This is a genomic window from Rhizobium sp. WW_1 (assembly GCF_003610155.1).
GTDB classification, from domain to species: Bacteria; Pseudomonadota; Alphaproteobacteria; order Rhizobiales; family Rhizobiaceae; genus Rhizobium; species Rhizobium tropici_A.
On record NZ_RAIN01000001.1, the window covers coordinates 1,420,904 to 1,444,235 of the forward strand.

The following is a 23,332-nucleotide window of genomic DNA, read 5'->3' on the forward strand; positions in this document are numbered from 1 at the left end:
TCTCACTGCGGTTTCGGCCCGCTCGGGCCGTCGGTCACGATCGCTCCCGACTTGATGACTTGGATCATGCCGCCGCCATTGTCGCCAGCGAGCAGATAATCGGCGGCCGTCGTGTCGGGCTGCTGCGCGTCGGCAACGGAGCGCAGGGCCAGCGTCAGGCGATCGGCCATCTGGTGCGCGACGGCCAGGACCTTGGTCTGGTCCGGCGTCAGCTCCAGCGTCGCAGTTGCGCCGACCGCAGCCTTGCTTCCATCCTGCTTTTCCTCGATCTGCTGATCGACGGCCAGGACACGAACGTTGCTGAGTACGGTTTCGGTGACGAGCTGCTGCTGCGATCCCTTGCGCACCATGATGACGTCAACACGGTCATTCGGAAGGATGAAGCCGCCGGCGCCGGTGGCGACGGAAATCTCTGTGGCGACGGCGCGCTTACCGGCCGGCAGCAATGAAGACAGGATACGGCTGTTGGAATCGGCGACCTTTTCCTCACGGATCGGCTCACCCTCGAATATCGGCAGGCGAACAACCGCGCCGTTCAGATCTTTCAGCGCATCGGGCCGCTGGCGCTCGGTGATGAAGCCATTTACGATGCCGCTTTCCGGCCAGGGCATCCAATGAATTGATTGTGCGCCCAAACGCGAGCCAACGGGCAGATTCGCACCGGCAACGAGGACATTGACCGTCGCCTCCTTCTCCACCACCGCTGCAATCTGCTGGGGAACAATATTGCGCGACCCCGCAAGACGCATCGCGAGCAGACCGGCCATCCCGGCCGCGATGGCTGCCACTGCGAGTATCATTATGCGAGCGGGTTTCATGATCATTCCTTGGCGAACAGGATTCTTCGCCCTGCAGAATGACCGGCAATTGGTGTAATTATGGTTAATGGTAAGTTACATTTATTGTTACTTAACCATGATTACTTGACGTATATTAGAAATTTTATATGTGTGAGTTCGATTTTTACTCGCCGGCTCGCAGCTCAGGACATGCTGCCCGTCGCCGCTATCAGGAGCGGCGAGGAGGGAAAGGCCATGACGCCGCCGATGGCGATTGCAATGCCGTAAGGGATTTTTTTCGCAACCAATAACGAATTTGGCAATGGAAGACCGATTGCCATGATGCTTGTCGCTTGCGAGCGAAGCATAACAATCAGGAACGTCAGGATGCCGCCGATAAATGCGACATAGACGAGGAATTCCACCAGCGAGGAATCAAAGCCGAACCACAATGCGGCCGCCGCCAAAAGCTTCGCATCGCCGCCACCCATGACATTGAGCGCGAAGAACAAGAAACAGGCGCAAAATACAATGGTGGCTCCGGCCAGATGCATGCCAAGCGCGGACAATGGCAGCCCTGAGAAAGGCGCCAGCGCCATGAACGACACCGCCAACGCGAGCGATACCCTGTTCGGTATCGTCATGGTCATCAAATCGGAAATGGCCGCAATCGAAAGACATAGCGGAAAGATCAACAACGTTGCGGCTTCTAACATTTCATCGGCCCACGCTAAATGAAAATCCAAAGCCGCCCAATATTTGGGCGGCTTTCTTATGCATTAGATTACGGCGACCGCACCAAGTATGATTAGTACTTGGCCTGTGCGTTGGTCATCTTGTTCGAGATGTTGTTGAAGGTAGTGCTGAGCGAGGTGCCCAGGGTGGTTGCGCCGGTGATGATGGCAACCGAGATCAGAGCGGCGATCAGACCGTATTCGATTGCCGTTGCGCCCGACTCATCCTTCAGGAAGCGCGAAAAAAGCTTGGACATGTTTTTGACTCCACTTTGTTGACAGCACGTCCGTCAACTGTTGCCGTTGATCGGATGAGTTGCACGGTAGCTTCCCGCCGTTTCCATCGCTTTAAAGAACTAGGTTAATGCACAGTAAATACCATAGCGAAAATAGAATAGTTAATGTGATACATATGTTGTTCCTTTCATTTTTAAAGAAAACCTTCAGACAAATAGAAATTATTAGATGTAAGAATATTAGCGAGATATACGGCTCGTCTCGAAACAATACATGAACTATGCGAGAAGGTGGCGACGAAGCCCATACGTGGAACATCTGCGCCATAATTGCACGGCGGAACGCACCCTTAATCGTTCATTCACCATTCTTTCTCATTCTATCAGAAATTTCTTTTCGCCCTAGTTTTCCAAGAGGCCAAGCCATGCCAATCGGCGGCAGAACAGCATTCCTTGCCGGCATTCTTGCCATGGCCTGCATGACGCCGCAGCTTTCTAACGCTGCCGGAGAAAGCATGCTCCGCGTCTATATGGATCACGCGCGCGTATTGAAGCTTGATCGCCCCGTCAGCAAGGTGATCGTCGGTAATGCCCAGGTCGCCGATGCAACGGTGGCCGATCCGAAAACCATCGTGCTGACCGGCCGGAGTTTCGGTACGACGAACATCATTCTGCTCGATGCCGATGGCAATGCCATTGTCGACGAGCAGATCCTCGTGTCGATCGATGAAGGCAACACAGTTCGCGTTTTCCGCCAGACGGACCGGGCGGTGCTGTCATGCACGCCCAATTGCGAACAGCATGCCCAGCAGAACAACACGGCGACGACACCGACCCCGGCTATCGGACAATAATAATATTCGATAACGCAAATATTCTAAAGTACTTCCGAAGATTTGAGTAATAATGCATAATCCGTACTTCCTCTAAATATGAATAGAGAAGAGAAACGGATTATCAAGGAAGCAATTCTAGTGTCGTCCGCGTGTAAATCGCCGCGGACCGTTCATGACGCCAGATAACGCCCTTCCCGCCAATACGAGCGCCACTCGGCGAAATGCCCGCGGCAGCCTGCGCGCATTCGTGCGATCTCGGGATGGGACGGCAGCGATCGAATTTGCCCTGCTTGCCATCCCCTATTTTCTGATCGTCTTCGCCATCATCGAGACGTTCGTCGCCTTCACCGCGGAACAGGTCGTCTCCAACGCCGTCGATACCCTGGCGCGCCAGATCAGAACCGGGCAGATCACCAGCGATCCGAATAAGACCTCCTACACGACACCGCAGCAATTCCGGCAGGCATTCTGCAATGAGATCGCGGTGCTCATTACCTGCTCTTCGACGGAAGTACAGACACCGGCAAATCTCTACCTCGATGTGGAGAGCTATTCGAGCTTTGCGTCCATGCCGACGACGATCCCGCGCAAGTCGTCAACTGATCCCTACTCCGATCTCAACACGACAGGCTTTGCCTTTACGCCCGGTGGCGCCAAGTCGCTGAACATGGTGCGCGCCTACTATCGCTGGCAGATCATAACGGATCTGTTGCGACCATATCTTACCAATGTGCGTCCAACCGACGGCTCGGCGTCAGTCTATCTCATCGTCGCCACAGCCGCCTTCCAGAACGAGAATTATCCGTGAACGGCCCGGCGAGAATGACTGGAAAGGAAAACGCGCCCTTCGGCATCCTGAGGCGTTTCGCCCGCGATGAACGCGGTGTCGGCGCGATCGAGTTCGCCATCCTCTTTCCCGTGTTGGTAATGCTCTATCTTGGTGCTTTCGAGCTTACCGTCGGCCTCAACGCCTCGAAGCGAGCCAGCCGTTCTGCCGGTTCGATTGCGGACATCGTCTCGCAGCAATCGACGATCACCAAGTCCGTGCTTGCGACCATGCCCTCCGTCGCCGGCGCGATCTTCGCGCCCTACGGCACGACCGGCCTGACGCTGAAGATTACCGGCATTGCCATCGACACGACAGGCAAGGCAACGGTCGCCTGGTCCTGGGCGCAGGACGGGACCAGGCCATATACGGCTGGCTCGACGGTGACGGTACCGGCCAACATGAATCAGGCGAGCACATTCCTCGTCCGCAGCGAGCTTGCCCTTCCCTATCAGCTCCTCAGTTTCGGCGCCAATTTCCTGCCGAGCGGCACCAACCAGATCACCATCAGCCGGCAATATTACTACAGACAGCGCGTGGGCAATTCGATCAGCTGCAGCGACTGCTAACAGCCCCATCTTCGAAACAGTACCCGAAGAGCCATCCCAAAACGGAAAATTGCCAAGTCGATGCCTCCGTTATATGGGTGACGTCCAATGACCCGGAAGACCTCCCCGGGTGACGGCATTCTTATCGGGTGATCTATGGCGCGCGCCTTTCTCTTCGTTCTGGATTCTTTCGGTGTCGGCGGCGGCCCGGATGCGGCAACCTATGGAGATGAAGGCGCCGACACGCTCGGCCATATCGCCGAGTTCTGTGCCGCCGGCGCTGCCGATCGTGAGGGCTTGCGCCAGGGGCCACTGACATTGCCGATCATGTCCGGCCTCGGCCTGCTGGAGATCGCCAAGGCGGCAACGGGCAGTTATCCCGCTGGCATGCCCTTGCCGGAAAAGCTCTATGGTCTCTACGGTTGCGCCAATGAAGTCTCCCGCGGCAAGGACACGCCGTCGGGTCATTGGGAGATCGCCGGGACACCCGTTATGTTCGACTGGGGTTACTTTCCGGCCGAGGGTGACGCCTTCCCGCCGGAGCTGGTGAAGGCCATCTGCGAGGCGGCCGATCTGCCCGGCATTCTCGGCAACTGCCACGCATCCGGCACCGACATCATCGCCAGGCTCGGGGAAGAACACATCCGCAGCGGCAAGCCGATCTGCTACACCTCGTCCGACTCCGTCTTCCAGATCGCGGCGCACGAACAGCATTTCGGCCTCGACCGGTTGATCGGCCTCTGCAAGATCGTGCGCACCCTGCTCGACCCCTACAATATCGGTCGCGTCATCGCCCGCCCCTTCCTCGGCGAGACGGTGGCGACCTTCGAGCGAACCGGCAATCGCCGTGATTTCTCCGTACTGCCGCCGGAGCCGACATTGCTCGATCGTCTCGTCAAGGCCGAACGCACGGTGCACGCGGTCGGCAAGATCGGCGATATCTTCGCGCATCAGGGTGTTTCCAGGGTCATCAAGGCCAATGGCAACATGGCGCTGATGGATGCGACGCTGAAGGTCATGGACGAAGCCGAGGATGGCGATCTGGTGTTCACCAATTTCGTCGATTTCGACATGCTCTATGGTCATCGCCGCGACGTGCCGGGCTATGCAGCAGCGCTCGAAGCCTTCGATGCGCGGCTTCCCGAGGTGCACAAGAAACTGAAGGCCGGTGATCTCGTCATTCTGACCGCGGATCACGGTTGCGACCCGACCTGGCGCGGCACCGACCATACGCGCGAGCGCGTGCCCGTCATGGCTTACGGACCGGGCATTCGTTCCCGTTCCATCAGCGTCCGGCAGACCTATGCCGATATCGGCGAGACCGTCGCCAAACATTTGGGAATTGCGGCGGGACCGCACGGGAGGAGTTTCCTTTGACATCGCATTTGAAGAAAGTGGAGCTGCACTGCCATCTGGAAGGCGCGGCACCGCCGGCGCTGACGCTGGCACAGGCTGCAAAATATGGCGTCGACACCAGCGCCTTCCTGAAGGACGGCACCTATCTCTGGAAAGATTTCGCTGAATTCCTAGTCTGCTATGACAAGGTTTCCGAGGTCTACCGCACCGAGGAAGACTATGCGCTGCTGACGGAAACCTATCTGGAAGAGCTTGCCGGCATCGGCACGATCTATAGCGAGCTCATCGTTTCTCCCGACCATGGCGACCGCATCGGCCTCGGCGCTGACGCTTATGTGGCCGGTGTTTCGGCTGGCATTCGTGCCGCAAAGGCGAAGACCGGCATTGAGGCCAGGCTCATCGTGACGGGCGAGCGCCATTTCGGTCCGGACCGCGTGGTGAAGGCAGCGGAATATGCCGCCAAGAGCGACAATCCGCTGATCACAGGCTTCAACATGGCCGGCGAAGAGCGCATGGGCCGCGTCGCCGACTACGCCCGCGCCTTCGACATCGCCCGCGAGGCCGGTCTTGGCATCACCATCCATGCCGGCGAGGTCTGCGGCGCCTTTTCCGTCGCCGATGCCGTCGAACTGGTGCGCCCTGATCGTATCGGCCACGGCGTGCGCGCCATCGAGGATATGGATCTCGTCAAGCGCCTTGCCGATCTCGGCACGGTACTGGAGGTCTGCCCCGGCTCCAACATCGCGCTCAAGGTTTTCCCGGATTTCCAGTCGCATCCGCTGCGCAAGCTGCGCGAGGCCGGCGTGAAAGTGACGATCAATTCCGACGATCCGCCGTTCTTCCACACCTCGCTGAAGCGCGAGTACGAACTGGCCTCGACAGCCTTCGGCTTTAGCGACGACGAGATCAACGCGATGACGCGCACGGCGATCGAGGCGGCGTTCGTGGACGAAGCGACACGGGCGGCACTACTCACAAAGCTCTAAAAGCTCGGTTCGGGCCGCAGATTGGGGATGAAATCTCGAAAAGCGGCCTATTTTCTTGCACCAGAGGCGATTTCCGTGGAAGAACCATCTCATATCACGGAATTACTGGAAGGCTGAAACCATGGACGGCGTCACTGTCATCGATCACCCGCTTGTGCAGCACAAGCTCACAATCATGCGCAAGAAGGACACGTCGACGGGAAGCTTCCGCCGGTTGCTGCGCGAGATTTCGACGCTGCTCTGCTACGAAGTCACGCGCGACCTGGAACTGACGATCCAGACCATCGAGACGCCGTTGCAGCCGATGGATGCGCCGATTCTCGAGGGCAAGAAGCTGGTCTTCGCCTCGATCCTGCGCGCCGGCAACGGCCTGCTCGAAGGCATGCTGGACCTCGTGCCGTCGGCCCGCGTCTCGCATATCGGCGTCTATCGCGACCATGAAACGCTGCAGCCGGTGGAATATTACTTCAAGGCGCCCGAGGATATTTCCGAGCGCCTGATCATCGTCGTCGACCCGATGCTGGCGACCGGCAACTCCTCGATTGCCGCCATCGACAAGCTGAAGGAACGCGGCGCACACAATATCCGCTTCCTGTGCCTGCTGGCGGCTCCGGAAGGCCTTGCCAATTTCCGCAAGGCGCATCCAGACGTGCCGGTCTTCACCGCGGCGATCGACAGCCACCTGAACGAACTCGGCTATATCGTGCCCGGCCTCGGCGATGCCGGCGACCGCATGTACGGCACCAAGTAAAATCAGGCGCTATATTCTTTACGAGCCCGGCAGTTACTCAACTGCCGGGCTTTTTATTGATTGCTTTAGCGTCCCTTCAGTAAAGCTGGTCTATAGATGGCATGGCCCGCAGGAGGGGCCTTGCCGATGCTCGTTCGCGTTCTTGTCTTTGCCGGTATTATCGCCGCTGCGGCGACCCAGGTGCCGATGCTCGTGAACAGCTACCAGGACCGCGCCGAAAAGCCGGTGCCGGTCGAAACGGTTGCGCTTGCACCGCCGAAGGCCGAGGTTCCCGTTTCCTATGGCAGCGTTCAGCTGCGCGCCAATGCGGGCGGCCACTATGAGGGTGATTTCAGCATCAACGGCCGGTCCGTGCACGCATTGATCGATACCGGCGCCACCTATGTCGCGATGAACGAAAGCACGGCGCGCGGCCTCGGTTTCAGCAGCGTCGATCTCGACTATCGCTACACGGTCCAGACCGCGAATGGTGCGTCCAAGGTCGCACTCGTCAAGCTGGACCGCCTGGAGATCGGCACGATCCGGGTTCGTGATATCGACGCCGTGGTGGCAAAGGACAGCGCCCTCAGTACGACGCTGATCGGCATGAGCTTCATGAAGAAGCTGAACTCCTATGGAGTTCAGAACGGCACATTGCTCCTGAAACAGTGAGCTAGTCGGACTCATATCGGGCGGCTTGCGCCCATACAGCTACATCCGTCAGATCCTGCTGATGATAACGGGCGACAAAGCTGGAGGGGTCTCGACCAGGCGATAATTAGCCGACAAATCAGCCGCGGCTCTTTCTGCGCTTGCCTCGTCCGCCGCGTGAACGGTGGCGATACGGTCACCCTTGCTGACCCGCGTACCGAGCGGCAGGATATTGCTGAAGCCGACGCGATGATCGATCTTGTCCTGCGGACGGCGGCGGCCGCCGCCGAGATCGATCACGCTCATGCCGATCCCGCGCGCATCGCAGGCGCCAAGCCATCCGTCGACGGCGGCGAGAACCGGTTTCAGCACCGGCGCGCTCGCCAGGTAGCGGTCGGGATGTTCAAGCAGATCCGCCGGGCCGCCAAGACCATGGACCATGCGGCCGAAGATTTCGGCTGCCTTGCCGGAGGTAACAGCCGCACGAGCACTGCCCTCGGCGTCGGCAGCGTTCGCAGCAATTCCGGCCTGAACCAGCATTTCGGCGGCAAAGGCCAAGACAACCGTCTCAAGCCGGGTCCCCGCCTTGTTGCCTTTCAGAAAATCCAGGCAATTTTGAAGTTCGACAACATTGCCGGCCGCATCGGCGAGCGGTTGGTTCATATCGGTGATGAGTGCCGAGGTCTTGACCCCGCCGCCGTTGGCTACCTCCACCAGCGAGCGCGCCAGCGTCTCGGCTTCCTCTTGAGACGTCATGAAGGCGCCACTGCCGATCTTGACGTCGAGCACCAGCGTTTCAAGCCCAGCGGCCAGTTTCTTCGACAGGATGGAGGCGGTAATCAGGGGTGCGGAATCGACGGTCGCGGTGACATCGCGCACGGCGTAGAGCTTGCCGTCGGCGGGCGCCAGCGCGCCGGTCTGGCCAATGATGGCGCAGCCGACCTCGTCGACCACCTTGCGGAAGCGGACGGCGTCCGGCGTGATCCCGTAGCCGGGAATGGATTCCAGCTTGTCGAGCGTGCCGCCGGTATGGCCGAGGCCACGGCCCGAGATCATCGGTACGGCAAGGCCGCAGGCTGCCGCAATAGGTGCCAGCATCAGCGAGACGTTGTCGCCGACGCCACCCGTCGAGTGCTTGTCGGCGATAGGCCTGCCGATACCATTCCAGGAGAGCGCATCGCCCGAGCGAGCCATGGCAAGCGTCAAGGCCACCGTCTCCTCGCGCGTCATGCCGCGAAACCACACGGCCATGGCAAAAGCGCCGATCTGGCTTTCGGCCAGTTCGCCACGCCCCAATGCACCGATGAACGCATCGATATCGGCGGCAGAAAGGGTGCCGCCGTTACGCTTCTGCCGGATGATTTCCTGCGGGATCATGGATCAATAGCCCGAAGACGCCGTCTTGGAATCGCCGCCGGCCAGGACGTTCAGGATATCGTCGAGCAGGCTCGACGCGCCGAAGCGGAAGGTCGAGGGCATGGCCCAGTCAGGCGCCATGATGGTTTCGGCGAGGCTTAGATAAAGCGCCGCATCGGAAACCGAGCCGATCCCGCCGGCAGGCTTGAAGCCGACCTTGCGGCCGCTGGCACGAATTGCCCGCAGCATAATGTCGGCAGCTTCCAGCGTCGCATTGACGGCGACCTTGCCGGTGGACGTCTTGATGAAATCGGAGCCGGCCTCGATCGCCAGTTCCGAGGCCCGCCGGATCAGCGCTGTATCCTTGATCTCCCCGGTTTCGAGGATGGTCTTCAGGAGAACAGGCCCCTTGCATTCGGCGCGCACGGCCGCGACCATATCAGTCACCGCCTGCTCGTTGCCGGCCAGGAAGGCACGATAGGGAATGACCAGATCGATCTCGTCGGCACCATCGGCAATCGCTTCCCGCGCCTCGGCGGCGACGTCTGCCACCTCCATGTCGCCACCGGGGAAGTTCACCACGGTCGCGATCTTCACGGCATGATCCGTTCCGAGAATGCCGCGCGCCTGGGCGACGAAGCGCGGCCAGATGCAGATGGCGGCGGTATTGCCGTAGGGCGATTGCGCACGGGCGCACAGCGCCTCGATCTGTGCCGGCGTGCAGTCATCCTTGAGATTGGTCAGATCGAGAAGGGAAAGCGCAACGGCCGCCGTTTCTCTGAGGGAATGGCCCGTCATTGTGGATCTCCTTCGTCAGCGATCATTTCTTTCAAGATGGCGGCGAGGCGTGCGCCCCCAACCGGAGCCATGTCTTTCGTCTCGTCATGCGAGAGCTCGCCGCCGGTCATGCCAGCACCATAGTTAGTGATGACGGACGCAGCGGCAACCCTCAGCCCAAAAAGACGCGCCAGGATGACTTCCGGGACCGTCGACATGCCGACGGCATCGGCGCCCAGGATGCGCGCCATGCGGATCTCCGCCGGCGTTTCGAAGCTCGGTCCGGAAAACCACATATAGACGCCGTGTGACAGCTTGATCTCGGCCTTTTCGGCCGCCTTGCGCATACGCATGATCAGATCGGTGTCGTAAGCGCTGGTCATGCCGACGAACCGCTTGTCGCTTTCCTCGCCGATCAACGGGTTCATGCCGGAATAGTTGATGTGATCGGTGATCTGCATCACCGAGCCCGGCGGCATTTCCTCGCGCAGCGATCCGGCCGAATTGGTCAGGATCAGCGTATCGACGCCAAGCGCCTTCAGAGTCTCGATCGGCGCACGCATGGCATTGGCGTCACCCTTTTCGTAATAATGCACCCGGCCGGAGAGCATGATGACCGGGACGTCGCCGAGCTTGCCCGCAACCAGGGTGCCGGCATGGCCTGACACGGCGCTGACCGGAAAGCCGGGCAGATCGGCGTAGGGAATGCGCAGCGCATTGCTGACCTGATCGACGAGCGAACCGAGACCGGAGCCGAGGATGACGCCATAGCGCGGCTTCAGATCGCCAAGCTTCTCGGCGAGGATATCGACGGCCGCACTCATCCGAGCACCTCCGTTTCGAAGCTGAAGGGCAGCATCTCGTCCATGGTCATGGTCTTCTTCACGCCGGTTTCATCGCAAAGATAGATCCGCGTTTCCTTATCTGCAAATTCGGCGATCTTCTGCCGGCAGCCGCCGCAGGGCGGGCAGAGCGGCAGCTTCTCGGCGATGACGGCGATCTCGACGATCTTCTTGGCGCCGCCCATGATCATCTGGCCGATCGCCGTTGGTTCGGCGCACCAGCCCTGAGGGAAGGACAGGTTCTCGATGTTGGCGCCGGTATAGATCTTGCCATCCTCGGCGCGGATCGCGGCGCCTACGGGGAATTTCGAATAGGGAGCATGGGCAAAAGCCATCGCTCCGCGAGCGGCCTCGAACAGATCATGCGACATGGTTTAGCGCTCCTTGGTATAGGGCACGCCACCGGCCTTCGGGGGCTTGGCGACGCCGATAAATCCTGCGAGCAGAATGCAGGTCAGAATATAGGGCAGCGCCTGGAAAATCTGTACCGGCACTTCGCCCATGCCCGGAATCGTCTTGCCCTGCATGAAATTGGCAAAGGCATCGAGGAAGCCGAAGAGCAGGCAGGTGAACATGACCGGCACCGGCTTCCACTTGGCAAAGATCAGTGCGGCAAGCGCGATATAGCCCTTGCCAGCCGACATGTTGTTGATGAAGGCGGCCGACTGGGCGATGGCGAGATAGGTGCCGGAGAAGCCGCAGAGAATGCCGGCAACGATCAGCGACCGATAGCGCAGCCACTCGACCGAGATGCCGGCGGTGTCGACGGCGCCGGGATTTTCACCGACGGCGCGCAACCGCAAGCCGAAACGGGTGCGATAGAGAATCCACCAGGAGATCGGCACCGCGAGAAAAGCCAGATAGGTCAGGATATTGTTGCCTGATATGACGTTGGCATAGAGCGGCCCGATGAACGGAACATCGCGAACAGCATCGACGCCGGGCAGGGTGATGCCGGAGAAGCGCGCCGTGCTGGGCAAAGTCGGCGTGCGGCCACCCTGCCCGAACCAGGCCTGACCGAGAACGATGGTCAAGCCGGCCATCAGGAAGTTGATCGCGACGCCGGAGACGATCTGGTTGCCGCGATTGGTAATCGAGGCAAAACCGTGCAGCAGGCCGACGACGACCGAGACGGTGATGCCGGCGCCAAGGCCGGCCCAGGGCGAGCCGCTGATGGCGGCGACGCAGGCTGCAGCGAAGGCAGACGCCAGCATCTTGCCTTCCAGACCGATGTCAAAGATGCCGGCGCGCTCGGAAAACAGGCCGGCAAGCGCCGTGAAGATCAGCGGAATCGACAGACGAATGGTCGAGCCGAGGATGCTGATGAGAAGATCATAATAGTCCATCGTCCGATCCTCACGTCCTGGCGAATTGCTGGTAGATGCGCACGAGCGCAGGGCGGAACATGTATTCGAGCGCACCGGCAAACAGGATGACGAGACCCTGGATCACCACGATCATGTCGCGCGTGATGTTCGGCATGTCGAAGGACAGCGCATCGCCGCCCTGATAGAGGATGCCGAACAGGATCGCCGCCAGGATGATGCCCACCGGATGATTGCGGCCCATCAGCGATACGGCGATGCCGACAAAGCCGGCGCCGAGCACGAACTCCACCTGCAGGCGCGCGGACGATCCCATGACGGGATTGAGCGACATCATGCCGGCAAGGCCGCCCGAAATCAGCATGGCGATGATGACCGTGCGGGCATAGGGAATACCGGCATAGACCGCAGCCGTCGGGCTGAGGCCGAGCGTGCGCATTTCATAGCCGAGCTTCGTGCGCCAGACGAGCACCCAGACGAGGAAGCACATGACCAGCGCGATCAGGAAGGACACGTTGAGCGGTGCGGCACCGATGGTCGAGCCGAACATATCCATCAGCCAGCCGAGCTTGGGCAGCTGACCGCCCTCGAGGAAGGTGCGGGTTTCCGGCGCCATCTTGCCCGGAACAATCAAGATGTGCACCAGCAGGAAGTTCATCATTGCCGATGCGATGAAGTTGAACATGATTGTCGTGATGACGACGTGGCTGCCGCGCTTTGCCTGTAGCCATGCGGGAATGAAGGCCCAGAGCGCCCCGAAGATCGCCGCGCCGATGACGGCAAACGGCATCGTCACATACCAGGGCACATAGTGGTCGAGCGTCAACGCCACGAGGGCACAGCCGAGGCCGCCGACATAGGCCTGGCCTTCCGAGCCGATGTTGAACAGGCCGGCATGGATGGCGACCGCGACCGACAGGCCGGTGAAGATGAAGCTCGTCGCATAATAGAGCGTAAAGCCGATGCCTTCGCCGCTACCAAGCGCTCCCTGCAACAGCAGGACGAGCGCATCGAGCGGGCTCTCGCCGATGAACCAGACGACGAGGCCCGATATCAGAAAAGCGACGATCAGGTTGAGAAGCGGGATCAGGCCGTAGGTGATCCAATTGGGGAGCGGAACGGAAGCGGTACTCATCGAGGCCTCACGCGGCAATGCCGGCCATCATCAGGCCGAGTGTTTGTTCACCGGCCTCAGCCGACTTTTCACCGACGATGTGGCCGGCGAACATGACAAGGATACGGTCCGAAAGCGCACGGATCTCATCCAGCTCCACCGAGACCAGCAGGATGGCCTTGCCGGCGTCGCGCATCTCGATGATGCGGCGATGGATGAACTCGATGGCGCCGATGTCGACGCCGCGCGTCGGCTGACCGATCAGCAGTGCCTTCGGATCGCGCTCGATCTCGCGGGCAACGACGATCTTCTGCTGGTTGCCGCCGGAGAAGTTGGCCGTCTTCAGCCGCGCGTTCGGCGGGCGGATATCGTATTTCTCGATCTTCTCGATGGCATCCTTGCGCATGGCATCGAGATCGAGCATTCCACCACGTCCGTACTTGCGATCGCGGTGATAGCCGAGCATGGAATTCTCATATTCCTCGAACTTGAGGACGAGGCCCATGTGATGGCGATCTTCCGGGATATGGGCAAGGCCGAGCTCGCGAAGCGCTGCGGGGTCCGCATTGCCGATCGGCTTGCCGTACAGCAGGATTTCGCCTGATGCCGGCTTACGGATGCCGGCGATGGCTTCCAGCAACTCGGACTGGCCGTTGCCTGCAACGCCGGCAATGCCGACGATCTCGCCGGCACGGACGTCGAAAGAAACATTGTCGACCATGGTGACGCCACGGCCGTCCTTGACGGTGAGGTTGCGCACCGACAAGAGGACATCGCCCGGATTGGGGGCGCCCTTTTCGACGCGAAGCAACACCCGGCGGCCGACCATCAGTTCGGCCAGTTCCTCGACGGTGGTCTCGGCGGTCTTGCGGGTCGCGACCATCTCGCCGCGGCGCATGACCGACACCGTATCGGTGATCGCCATGATCTCGCGCAGCTTATGGGTGATGAGGATGATCGTCTTGCCCTGATCGCGCAGCACGCGAAGGATGCGGAAGAGATTGTCGGCCTCGGCGGGCGTCAGAACGCCCGTGGGCTCATCGAGGATGAGGATCTCGGCGCCGCGATACATCGCCTTCAGGATCTCGACCCGCTGCTGCTGGCCGACGGGCAGCTCTTCGATCAGCGCGTCCGGATCGACCTCCAGGCCGTAATCCTTCTCCAGCCGGCCAAGCTCGGCGCGCGTGGCGGCGACGCCCTTGGCAAGCAGCGCGCCGCCTTCGGCGCCCAGCATGACGTTTTCGAGGACAGTAAAATTGTCTACCAGCATGAAATGCTGGTGCACCATGCCGATGCCGGCGGCGATAGCCGTCTGGCTGTCTCGGATGGCGATCGGATTGCCGTTGATGCGGATCTCGCCGCTGTCAGCCTGATAGAAGCCGTAGAGGATCGACATCAGAGTCGATTTCCCGGCACCGTTTTCGCCGATGACCCCGTGGATCGAACCTTTGGCGACGGTCAGGTTGATATCTTTATTGGCGTGGACAGCACCGAACTTTTTGTCGATGCCCACGAGCTCGATGGCAGGTGATTGGCTCACAATAGGGGCTCCAGAAACCGGATTCCGGATAAGAAAAGGGCGTATGACGTTTTTGCTTCGTCATACGCCCTTGTTTCATATCAGTTCTTCGGGCAGGCGTTGTCGGTCAGATAGTCGTGGACCTTGATGGTGCCAGCGATGATATCGGCCCGCGCCTTGTCGACGGCAGCCTGCATTTCCGGGGTGACGAGCGGCTTGTTGTTGTCATCGATGGCAACGGTGACGCCATCTTCCTTCAGGCCGAGGTTCTGGATGCCGGGCGTGAACTTGCCGTTCTTGGCATCGCTGAAGGCGTTGTAGACCGCGAGGTCGACGCGCTTAACGACGGAGGTCAGAACCGAACCCGGATGCAGGTAGTTCTGGTTGGAGTCCACGCCGATCGACAGCTTCTTGTTGTCGGCAGCCGTCTGCAGCACGCCGAGGCCGGTCGCGCCCGCAGCTGCGTAGACAACGTCGGCGCCCTGGTCTATCTGGTTCTTGGTGAGCTCGCCGCCGCGAACCGGGTCGTTCCAGGCAGCACCGGTCGTCCCGGTCATGTTCTGGAAGACTTCGATCTTCGGGTTGGTGGCGCGGGCGCCGAGTTCGTAGCCGCATTCGAACTTGCGGATCAGCGGAATGTCCATGCCCCCGACGAAACCGACCTTGCCGGTCTTCGACGCAATGGCAGCCATGACGCCGGCGAGGTAGGAACCTTCATTTTCCTTGAACTTGACGGAGCGAACGTTCGGCAGATCGAGGCTGTCGTCGATCAGGACGAATTCGGTCTTCGGGTATTCGGCAGCAACCTTCTGAAGGGCGGAGGTCCAGGCGAAAGAGACGGCGATAACCGGATTGAAGCCCTTGCTGGCGAAGTTGCGCAGCGCCTGTTCGCCCTGGGTGTCGCCCGTCGGCTCAAAATCGCGGTAGGCGATACCGGTTTCCTTCTTGAACTTTTCGGCGCCGTTATAGGCGGCTTCGTTGAAGGACTTGTCGAACTTGCCGCCGGTTCCGTAAACGATTGCCGGCTTGATGTCGGCCGCAAGCGCCGTTGCCGACATGGCAGCCAAGGCGAAAAGGGTCAAAAGGGATTTTTTCATGTGGTGCAGCCCTGTTGTTTCTATCTTGTTGGGTCCTCCCGCAAGCCCGTTGATCGGACATGTCTGCGGAACTGCCGACCTCCCCCGAGGCCAAGCTGGCGCGCATCCTTGCATGGCTGCATGAAAAATTCACGAGAAATTTTTCAGTTGGTAAAGATTTGTGGGAATTGGTGAAAACCCGCCCAAGTGACCCTTTTTTTAAACAATTTCGGCCCAAAACTGCAATTTTATTGGCCAGAAAGGCCGCCCGTCAGCCCGCTACAACCGCTAGCACCACCCGTCGCGGCCCTGCAACAAGCCACCGGCCAGAGGCCGTCGAAAGACATCGAAATCCCAGAGTGGCACAGGCCCGAGAGGCACCCATCGGACCCGTCAGGCGCTGAAACGACCCGCCGCGGGCTGGCGCTTGTATCCCACCATCCACAGAAGCAGCGAGAGCACCAGGAAGACGGCGAAAGCGGGCTGAAACAGCAGCCATTGCATCGCCGTGTCGTAAAAGCGCGGATGGACATAATAGGCGACCGCAGAGCGAAGGCTCGCCAGCGACGACGGGCTGACATCGTTCCAGGCATCGCCCATCGGGGTCATGACAACCGCCGAGGCGGCAACGGACTGAATGGAATCGATCGTGCCGGCGATAACTGCCACCACCAGCGCGACAAGGCTCGCAAAACGCAACAGGAAACGCATGAACTCCTCCGGATACTCATTACGCCCGGCCTTTACGGGCCGACCGGTCTTACGCCGCCCCATCTGCCTTCTTAGATAAGTTGTGCGCGAAACAAGCGCAATGGGGTGGAGATTCGGAGTTTTCCGCCGATAAGTCAAAAATCTGTCAGATTCGGGTTGATTGCTCAGAATTCATCGGTATATATCGCGCCGTTCCGACGATTTGCGTCCCTAACGGGTGCGAAACGCCAAAGAAGGACAGGTGGCCGAGTGGTTTAAGGCGCACGCCTGGAACGCGTGTGTGCGTGAAAGCGTACCGTGGGTTCGAATCCCACCTTGTCCGCCATTCTTTTTATCAAACCACTGATTTTCCGTCTTATTCGAACTTCGTTTGTTCAAGCGCTGCAGTGTTCATTGCGACCGGCGCGAACTTCTCATCTTGCATCGCGCCTGCAACAGCAAACAGATCTGATCGGAGATTGCGAGGCAGAGGTACTCGAGACGCTATGCGAAGCGACGTCACGATATCTCTTCCACGAGCCACCTCGAACCATCTGCGCGAGGTTGAGGCCTTTGGGTATCGGCCTCTTGCCACTGCCTCATGCCTTGCACGCAGGCTTCATGCTCACCCACCACTCCACACCATTCCCTGGCGCAGGCAACGCGGCACGCCTCTTATCAGGCAGATGCGCGCTCCTTGCCAGGCTCACCAAACCATTGCGACGCGGCCTGTTCAGCTTCGTCAATATCGAGCCCATCTTCACCGGCCCAGGCAACGAACCCGTCGGGCCGCACGAGCAGGGCGCTGACGCCCAGCCGATCCTTGGCGTCGCTCGCGACGTAAGCGATCCGGTCACTCCAGCGGTCCGCAAGCGCTCCAAGCGGTGCGCTGCCATCGAAATCCAGCAACAGACCTCTGCCCCTTCCGAGGTGGTCGCCAAGCTTCGTCCCGTCGGCCAGTTCGAAATCAGGGGCACTGCGGCCCACCAGCGGGTTGGTACCGCCAAGATCGTAGCGGAGCGAAACGCCCCAGACGCGTTCGGCGAAATAGGTCGCGCCGTCGCGCGTATCTATAAGGTCGCGGATGACGGCTTCGAGCGCACGCGAGCTAGGGCTTGGCCGCATGAGCGCGACCTGCGCACGCGACCAGTCGAGCACTTGCGCGCCGACAGGGTGCCGCTCGCTCGAATAGGTGTCGAGCAAGCCGTCCGGCGCATCGCCCCGGATGGTCGCGGCAAGCTTCCATCCGAGATTCATCGCGTCGCCCAGACCAAGGTTGAGACCTTGGCCGCCCAAGGGGGAATGGATGTGCGCGGCATCGCCCGCAAGCAACACTCTCCCCCTGCGATAGGTGGTCGCCTGGTAGGCACGATCCGTCCATGTGGTGACAAGTTTAAGCGCCGTCACGGTGACATCAGTGCCGGAGATGCGGCGGAGCACAGCCTGCACGTGCTCGAGAGTGATCGGCTGAGCCCGGTGGAAGGCGCCGCCATCGAAGTCGACCATCGAGATCGTTCCCGGCGGCGAAAACGTGTACATGCCCGTCGCGGTGTAATGGCGACCGGGATCAAACCGGTCCGGTTCCGCCATCTCGATTTCGGCGGAATAGCCGGTGAATTCGGGGGCTGTGCCGACGAACTCGAAGCCACCGGCCTTGCGAACGGTGCTGCGGCCGCCATCGCAGCCGACGAGCCAGCGCCCGCGGAAGGTCTCGGCTCCGGCGCGGATAATGACGCCTTCATCCGACTGGTCGAAGCCCTCGACACCGAGGCCGCGCCTGATTTCGGCGCCCAAGGTCTCCGCGCGGGCGGCAAGGATAGTTTCGAGATTTTCCATCTCGACCATCAAGCTCGTGCCGGCCGGGCTCGGCAGGCGATAGGGCCATTTCGCAGCGTCGATCTTATCGGAAAAGAACTGGATGCCGGCGAAATGGCCGCCCGGGCGGCGCGACTGATGCATCCAGTGGGCGGCAGGCGACGTGCCGCCATCCGAGGCATCCTTTGCGGGCTTGGGCGCGGCGACATCGCTCAACAGGCCGCGGCGATAGAAGGCTTCGAGAGTCGGCGCCGAAAGGCCGCGCATGCCGAACGGAAGGCGCTTCAAGGGCGAGCGCGGGTCCGGCGCCTGCTCCAGCACCAAGACGGAGAGATCCGCAAGACGCAATTCGCAGGCAAGAAACAAGCCGACGGGTCCGCCGCCGGCGATCACGACATCATAGATCAAGACATAATTCCTCAAGCAAGCGTCACCCAAGGTGCGCGACACGCCGGCCTCGATCATCCTCAGCCGGTGCAAATCATTGGACATGGCCGCCCTGTTCGAACGGCAACGGTTCGATCACAGGACCAAGCCCTTCTGACCTGTGCAAATTTCACCGATTTCATCATCGGATCACGATTTTTACACTCAGTATAAATTTACTTATGGTATAAATATATGCATGTCAAATCGAATCAAACTCAGAGACCGCAAGAAGGAGATGACGCGTCAGGCGATCTCCGACGTCGCAACGCGCCTGTTCGTCGAACACGGCTTCGACAAGGTCTCCGTCGCCGATATCGCCGACGAGGCTGAAGTCGCCAGAAAGACTGTCTTTAACTATTTCCGCCGCAAGGAAGATCTGGTCTTCGATCGCGAAGACGAAATACGGGAGCTCGTCCGCAACGCGCTTGCCGACCGCGGCGGGCAGCCGCCGGTCCGCATATTCCAGACGCTGATGCGCGGGCTGGTGGAAACGCAGCATCCCCTGTTCAGGATCACGGAGCGGCCCATCCAGTTCTGGCGCATGGTAACGGAGAGCCCGACGCTCACGGCGCATGCGCGCGGGCTGCAGGTGACGCTTGCCGATGATCTCTCGAGAATGCTGTCCGATGCGGCAGGCCGGCCGCGCTCCGACGCCGATGCGCATCTTGCAGGCGCAATGCTGATGGCCGTGCTGGTGGCCGCCTATGGCGCAGCTTTGCGCGCCTTTCGCGAGAGGGGAAAGCCCGAAGCCATATTATTGAGCGTCATGGAGCGCGGCTTTAGCGGCGTCGATGCTGCCTTGGCCGGAACGAGCTACATCTAAGAGCAGTTCCGCTTTTCTTCGAATCGAGAAACCGCTCTATCCTTTTGTTTCCTGACGCATTCCGCACGGAAGATCGCCTGCAGATGACAAACGCCCGGCCGATGAAGCCGGCCGGGCGATAGGCGATCGGATTCCAATCCACGGGTGGATCAGAAAGATGGAGGACGTCTCACGCTGCGGAGACCTGTAGCTCGGCGAGATCGTCGAGCAGCTTCGGGCCTGTGGGTTCCCAGCCAAGCTTCTGGCGCGTCTTGGCGCTCGAAGCCAACATGTCCAGCGTGGCGAACATGGAGAGCCAGCCAAAATATTCCTGGACCTCTCCCTGGCCGACGGATTTGACCGGCAGCTTCAGACGGCGGCCGAGAACTTCGGCAATATCGCGCATCGTCACGCCCTCTTCGGCAACTGCATGATACTTCGCGTTCGGCTCGGCGCGCTCGACGACGAGGCGATAGAGGCGCGCGACATCGGTAAAATGCGCCGCCGGCCAGCGGTTGCGCCCGTCTTCGATATAGGCGCAAACACCCTTCTGCCTGAATATCTCGATCAACGGCGTGATGAGCCCCTGGCTGACGGGATCGTGCACCTGCGGCAACCGTACGACGGAGACGTTGACGCCGATCTCGCTCGCCAAGATTCCCGCCTCCTCGGTGGCCGCCCGCGGATGCTTGTCGGAGCCGACGATCGGATTGTCTTCACGGGCAGGCTCGCCGGGGATGGTATTGGCGATCGGCGTGCCGGACGTGATGACCAGCGGACGTGACGAGCCGGCAAGAGCGGAAGCAAGCGTTGCGATCACGCGGCGATCGTCCTCGCAATTCTGGACGAATCTTGAGAAGTCGTGGTTGAAGGCAAGGTGAATGACGCCGTCGGACTGCGAGGCGCCGCTTTTCAGGATTTCCATATCCTCGATCGTGCCGTGCAGGACTTCGGCGCCAGCAGCGGCAAGCGCCACCGCCTTTTCCTTCGAGCGGGAAAGACCAAGCACCTGATGGCCGGCTCCGATCAACTCCCTGACGACATGCGAGCCGATATTTCCGGTCGCACCGGTAACGAATATACGCATATGCACTGTCTCCTTATTTCGTCGGAGACAAATCTGTGCTCATCGTTTATTCTGGTAAAGTAGTGACCTTATCATAGTAAAGACACTAACAGGATGACCGATCTCATCGAAACTGAAAATGTGCTCGGGGCCTATCTGCGAGACCGCCGGGCGAAGCTCGATCCGTCCGCGCTTGGCTTTGCCGGCGAGCGGCGGCGCACGCCGGGGCTACGGCGCGAGGAAGTGGCGCAGCGCGCCAATATCAGCCCGACATGGTACACATGGCTGGAACAGGGACGCGGCGGCGCGCCTTCGGCCGATGTGCTCGACAGGATCGCCCGCGCGCTGATGCTGACGGAAGTGGAGCGCGAACATCTCTTCCTGCTCGGCCTCGGCCGGCCACCGGAAGCGCGTTACCGCAAGAATGACGGCGTGACGCCGCGCTTGCAGCGCGTGCTCGATGCCCTGGAGCCGAGCCCTGCCATCATTCGGACCGCCACCTGGGACGTCATCGCGTGGAACCGGGCCGCACCCGTGATGCTGATCGACTACCGATCGCTCCCGCCGGAGGAGCGCAACATCCTGCGCTATATCTTTCTCGATCCGCGCGCTCGCGCCATGCAATATGACTGGGAAAGCGTCGCGCGTTTCGCCCTGGGCGCATTCCGCGTCGATGCGGCCCGCGCAGGCGCATCAAGCGAGATCGAGCCTTTCGTGGCGGAGCTTTGCCGCATCAGTCCGGAATTCAGGGCCATGTGGCGGGAAAACGACGTTCCCGGCGCCCATACGGAAGCCATCAAGCACATCCGCCATCCCACCCTCGGCCCGCTTGCCTTCGAATATTCGGCCTTTTCGGTCGATGGCCGGACGGATCTCAGCATGATCGTCTATAACCCGGCAACGCCCGACGATGCCGAGCGGATCAGATCGCTGCTGCCGCCGAACGCCCCCCATCAAGTCGCTTCCGACAAGGCGCCGATCGGCAAAGAGAAGCCTTCATGACCATATCAAGCGACACCCGTTTCTGGGACCGGGCCGCACGCAAATACGCCAAGGGCGCGATCGCGGATCAGGCGGGATACGAGCGCACGCTCGGCCGCACGCTCGCGCTCCTGAACGCAGGCGACAGGGTGCTGGAATTGGGCTGTGGAACCGGGACGACGGCGCTCCGGCTTGCCGGCAAGGTTCACGATTATCTCGCGACCGACGTCTCGGCGGAGATGATCGCAATCGCCAGGGAGCGATATGGCGCCGAACCGATCCCGAGCCTTTCCTTCCGGGTCGCGACCGCCGAAGCGATTGCGACCGATCCCGCGCGGTTCAACGCCGTTCTCGGATTCAACTATCTGCATCTGATCCGCGATCTCCCCGGCACGCTTCGCCACGTCCATCACCTGCTTCCAACCGGCGGCCTGTTCATCTCCAAGACCCCTTGCGTCGGCGAGATGAAACCGCTCATCCGGCTGGCCCTGCTGCCGGCGATGCGCGCGATCGGCAAGGCGCCCCATGCCGGTGTCTTTCGGGTATCGGAACTGGCCGAGCAGATATCCGCCGCGGGCTTCGACATCCTCGCCACCGAAAACCACGCCAGCAAAGGCGACGACAATCGACCCTATATCGTGGCCCGCAAGAGGTGACGACATCGCGATGCCGGCATACAGCTCATCTTTCGATTGACGCCGTCAACAAGTCGCTCCAGAATATTATCCGTCGAAAATGGCTGGCTTGGTCTCGGTAGGCCCAGGCCCTTCTTCCCAAATGGAGAAGCTCTGTTTCGCGCTTGCGCGGATACCCCGACAGTCCCTGCGCCTCGTGCGCGTTTCGGGTCTGCTGGGTAGCCATTCGACGATGCTCCCTCGACGGACCAAGTGTGAAGGAGTTTTGCCATGTCCACTGTCGATCAATCCCAACCCATCCTCGTTTATCTCGCCGCCGGCGTGCAAGGCAGCGCCGTGGTTCGTGCCGCGCTTCAACGGGGGCTCAAGGTCAGGGCGCTCGTTCGCGACCGAAGGCGCGCGACGGCGCTTTCCGCCCTCGGCGCCGAGCTCGCCGAGGGGGATCTGCGCGACCTCGCCTCGCTTCGCGCCGCCAGCGCCGGCATCGCGCATGCGGTGCTGCAGATCCCGATCGGGTCTCGGGACGATATGCGCATCCAGGCCGACAATGCCATATCGGCCTCGCTCGCCTGCGGCCTCAAATCCGTCGTTCTGAAGCTCGCCAGCGCCAGCCGCCCGGCGCCTTGCGAGGAACCGAGCTTCGTCGCCAATGCCATGATCGAGGCTGTGGTCCGCGCGTCTGGCCTGCCCTTCACCGTTGTTCGGCCCACCATGTATCTCGAAAATCTCCTAAAGCCATCGGCACGGGCGGACATTGTCGAACAAGGAACTTTCGCGCCGCCGATTGCCCAATCGCAACGCATCGCCTGGACCTCGGTCGATGATTGCGCGCGCGCCGCCGTCACCCTCCTGGAACGCGGAATCACCTCAGGCGACCATCGCATCGCCGGATCGGAGGGCGTTGATGGAAACGAACTCGCATCCCGGATCGGCGCCGGACTTGGGCGACATGTCGCTTATCATGCCCAGCCGCTCGATGAATTCGAGCGGGATGTCGATGCCGCGATGGGAGCGGGAACGGGACGCCGCGTTGCCTCGAAATTTCGCTTCTTCGCATCGCATCCGGAAGAGGCGGATGCGATCCTGGCAGCGCCCTTCAGACCGCAAGCCGGCCTTGAGGATTTCCAGCCGACCGGAATCGAAGAATGGGTTCGACAGCATCGGGCGCAGTTCTTCGGCACGGATCAGACGCCTTCAGCCGACCTGGGCTGACCGGCGGCGCA

At 60.7% G+C, this 23,332-nt stretch carries 26 protein-coding genes and 1 tRNA gene; 13 read left to right on the forward strand and 14 right to left on the reverse strand.

The features are described 5' to 3' along the window. Nucleotides 1–2: 2 nt before the first annotated feature. Both cpaB and BJ928_RS06885 read right to left on the reverse strand, forming a co-directional pair. Nucleotides 3–818 carry a Flp pilus assembly protein CpaB gene (gene cpaB / locus BJ928_RS06880; protein WP_047635037.1) on the reverse strand — a complete coding sequence of 272 codons (816 nt, stop codon included), beginning with the start codon at nt 816–818 and terminating at the stop codon, nt 3–5. Between the two features lie 164 nt (nt 819–982). After that, on the reverse strand, nt 983–1,441 hold the full coding sequence (locus BJ928_RS06885) for a prepilin peptidase (protein ID WP_245432246.1): 459 nt from the start codon (nt 1,439–1,441) through the stop codon (nt 983–985). On the opposite strand from BJ928_RS06885, the gene BJ928_RS39290 reads away from it, so the two are divergent. Then, nucleotides 1,377–1,517, forward strand: coding sequence for a hypothetical protein (locus BJ928_RS39290; RefSeq protein ID WP_245432250.1), 141 nt, complete (start codon nt 1,377–1,379; stop codon nt 1,515–1,517). The two genes, BJ928_RS06885 and BJ928_RS39290, sit on opposite strands and share 65 nt — an antisense overlap. A 70-nt stretch (nt 1,518–1,587) precedes the next feature. On the opposite strand, the gene BJ928_RS06890 is transcribed toward BJ928_RS39290, so the two are convergent. Next, on the reverse strand, nt 1,588–1,770 hold the full coding sequence (locus tag BJ928_RS06890) for a Flp family type IVb pilin (protein ID WP_047634973.1): 183 nt from the start codon (nt 1,768–1,770) through the stop codon (nt 1,588–1,590). A gap of 404 nt (nt 1,771–2,174) precedes the next feature. On the opposite strand from BJ928_RS06890, the gene BJ928_RS06895 reads away from it, so the two are divergent. The 7 genes from BJ928_RS06895 to BJ928_RS06925 all read left to right on the forward strand — a co-directional run bounded on the left by BJ928_RS06895 (nt 2,175) and on the right by BJ928_RS06925 (nt 7,703). Continuing rightward, a complete protein-coding gene (locus tag BJ928_RS06895) occupies nt 2,175–2,603 on the forward strand; it encodes a pilus assembly protein N-terminal domain-containing protein (protein ID WP_047634971.1) in 429 nt (142 codons plus the stop codon). 154 nt (nt 2,604–2,757) lie between these two features. Next, the gene (locus tag BJ928_RS06900; protein ID WP_047634969.1) at nt 2,758–3,393 is read left to right on the forward strand and encodes a TadE/TadG family type IV pilus assembly protein; all 636 of its coding nucleotides are present in this window, start codon (nt 2,758–2,760) and stop codon (nt 3,391–3,393) included. Between the two features lie 14 nt (nt 3,394–3,407). Beyond that, nucleotides 3,408–3,980 carry a TadE/TadG family type IV pilus assembly protein gene (locus BJ928_RS06905; RefSeq protein WP_047634967.1) on the forward strand — a complete coding sequence of 191 codons (573 nt, stop codon included), beginning with the start codon at nt 3,408–3,410 and terminating at the stop codon, nt 3,978–3,980. A 135-nt stretch (nt 3,981–4,115) separates the two neighbouring features. Next, nucleotides 4,116–5,336 carry a phosphopentomutase gene (locus BJ928_RS06910; RefSeq protein ID WP_047634965.1) on the forward strand — a complete coding sequence of 407 codons (1,221 nt, stop codon included), beginning with the start codon at nt 4,116–4,118 and terminating at the stop codon, nt 5,334–5,336. After that, complete coding sequence (locus BJ928_RS06915) at nt 5,333–6,301, forward strand: adenosine deaminase (protein ID WP_047634962.1); 969 nt, start codon at nt 5,333–5,335, stop codon at nt 6,299–6,301. Before BJ928_RS06910 ends, BJ928_RS06915 begins: the two co-directional genes overlap by 4 nt. Nucleotides 6,302–6,422: 121 nt before the next feature. Further along, on the forward strand, nt 6,423–7,052 hold the full coding sequence (gene upp, locus BJ928_RS06920) for a uracil phosphoribosyltransferase (RefSeq protein WP_047634960.1): 630 nt from the start codon (nt 6,423–6,425) through the stop codon (nt 7,050–7,052). A gap of 126 nt (nt 7,053–7,178) precedes the next feature. Then, nucleotides 7,179–7,703, forward strand: coding sequence for a TIGR02281 family clan AA aspartic protease (locus tag BJ928_RS06925; protein WP_047634958.1), 525 nt, complete (start codon nt 7,179–7,181; stop codon nt 7,701–7,703). 48 nt (nt 7,704–7,751) lie between these two features. Here the strand turns inward: BJ928_RS06925 and deoA are convergent, their stop codons facing one another. The 9 genes from deoA to BJ928_RS06970 all read right to left on the reverse strand — a co-directional run bounded on the left by deoA (nt 7,752) and on the right by BJ928_RS06970 (nt 16,402). Further along, complete coding sequence (gene deoA, locus BJ928_RS06930) at nt 7,752–9,059, reverse strand: thymidine phosphorylase (RefSeq protein ID WP_047634957.1); 1,308 nt, start codon at nt 9,057–9,059, stop codon at nt 7,752–7,754. A gap of 3 nt (nt 9,060–9,062) precedes the next feature. Further along, nucleotides 9,063–9,836: a deoxyribose-phosphate aldolase gene (gene deoC / locus BJ928_RS06935; protein ID WP_047634955.1), complete on the reverse strand. Its 774-nt coding sequence runs from the start codon at nt 9,834–9,836 to the stop codon at nt 9,063–9,065. Beyond that, nucleotides 9,833–10,639 (reverse strand): purine-nucleoside phosphorylase, encoded by an 807-nt coding sequence (locus tag BJ928_RS06940; protein ID WP_047634953.1) that lies wholly within the window; start codon nt 10,637–10,639, stop codon nt 9,833–9,835. The genes deoC and BJ928_RS06940 overlap by 4 nt, the downstream gene beginning before the upstream one ends. Then, nucleotides 10,636–11,028 (reverse strand): cytidine deaminase, encoded by a 393-nt coding sequence (locus BJ928_RS06945; RefSeq protein WP_047634951.1) that lies wholly within the window; start codon nt 11,026–11,028, stop codon nt 10,636–10,638. Before BJ928_RS06945 ends, BJ928_RS06940 begins: the two co-directional genes overlap by 4 nt. A gap of 3 nt (nt 11,029–11,031) precedes the next feature. Further along, nucleotides 11,032–12,003: an ABC transporter permease gene (locus tag BJ928_RS06950; protein ID WP_047634949.1), complete on the reverse strand. Its 972-nt coding sequence runs from the start codon at nt 12,001–12,003 to the stop codon at nt 11,032–11,034. A gap of 10 nt (nt 12,004–12,013) precedes the next feature. Then, nucleotides 12,014–13,117: an ABC transporter permease gene (locus BJ928_RS06955; protein WP_047634947.1), complete on the reverse strand. Its 1,104-nt coding sequence runs from the start codon at nt 13,115–13,117 to the stop codon at nt 12,014–12,016. 7 nt (nt 13,118–13,124) lie between these two features. Further along, nucleotides 13,125–14,636: an ABC transporter ATP-binding protein gene (locus BJ928_RS06960; RefSeq protein ID WP_047634945.1), complete on the reverse strand. Its 1,512-nt coding sequence runs from the start codon at nt 14,634–14,636 to the stop codon at nt 13,125–13,127. An 80-nt stretch (nt 14,637–14,716) separates the two neighbouring features. Next, complete coding sequence (locus tag BJ928_RS06965; protein WP_047634942.1) at nt 14,717–15,712, reverse strand: BMP family ABC transporter substrate-binding protein; 996 nt, start codon at nt 15,710–15,712, stop codon at nt 14,717–14,719. A gap of 372 nt (nt 15,713–16,084) precedes the next feature. Beyond that, the gene (locus BJ928_RS06970) at nt 16,085–16,402 is read right to left on the reverse strand and encodes a hypothetical protein (protein ID WP_047634940.1); all 318 of its coding nucleotides are present in this window, start codon (nt 16,400–16,402) and stop codon (nt 16,085–16,087) included. Nucleotides 16,403–16,637: 235 nt separating this feature from the next. Here BJ928_RS06970 and BJ928_RS06975 point away from each other — a divergent pair. After that, nucleotides 16,638–16,727, forward strand: a tRNA-Ser gene (locus tag BJ928_RS06975). Between the two features lie 332 nt (nt 16,728–17,059). Here the strand turns inward: BJ928_RS06975 and BJ928_RS06980 are convergent. Then, nucleotides 17,060–18,619: an FAD-dependent monooxygenase gene (locus BJ928_RS06980; RefSeq protein ID WP_047635034.1), complete on the reverse strand. Its 1,560-nt coding sequence runs from the start codon at nt 18,617–18,619 to the stop codon at nt 17,060–17,062. Between the two features lie 202 nt (nt 18,620–18,821). Between BJ928_RS06980 and BJ928_RS06985 the strand changes: the two genes are divergently transcribed. Next, a complete protein-coding gene (locus BJ928_RS06985) occupies nt 18,822–19,448 on the forward strand; it encodes a TetR/AcrR family transcriptional regulator (protein WP_047634938.1) in 627 nt (208 codons plus the stop codon). Between the two features lie 169 nt (nt 19,449–19,617). Here the strand turns inward: BJ928_RS06985 and BJ928_RS06990 are convergent, their stop codons facing one another. After that, nucleotides 19,618–20,514 carry an SDR family oxidoreductase gene (locus BJ928_RS06990; protein WP_047634937.1) on the reverse strand — a complete coding sequence of 299 codons (897 nt, stop codon included), beginning with the start codon at nt 20,512–20,514 and terminating at the stop codon, nt 19,618–19,620. Nucleotides 20,515–20,607: 93 nt separating this feature from the next. Between BJ928_RS06990 and BJ928_RS06995 the strand changes: the two genes are divergently transcribed. The 3 genes from BJ928_RS06995 (at nt 20,608) to BJ928_RS07005 (ending at nt 23,321) form a co-directional block, all read left to right on the forward strand. Next, nucleotides 20,608–21,495, forward strand: coding sequence for a helix-turn-helix transcriptional regulator (locus tag BJ928_RS06995; RefSeq protein ID WP_052227876.1), 888 nt, complete (start codon nt 20,608–20,610; stop codon nt 21,493–21,495). After that, nucleotides 21,492–22,130, forward strand: coding sequence for a class I SAM-dependent methyltransferase (locus BJ928_RS07000; protein ID WP_047634936.1), 639 nt, complete (start codon nt 21,492–21,494; stop codon nt 22,128–22,130). The genes BJ928_RS06995 and BJ928_RS07000 overlap by 4 nt, the downstream gene beginning before the upstream one ends. Before the next feature lie 249 nt (nt 22,131–22,379). Then, entirely contained in the window at nt 22,380–23,321 is a 942-nt protein-coding gene (locus tag BJ928_RS07005) for an NmrA family NAD(P)-binding protein (RefSeq protein WP_052227875.1), read from the forward strand. Nucleotides 23,322–23,332: the final 11 nt, after the last annotated feature.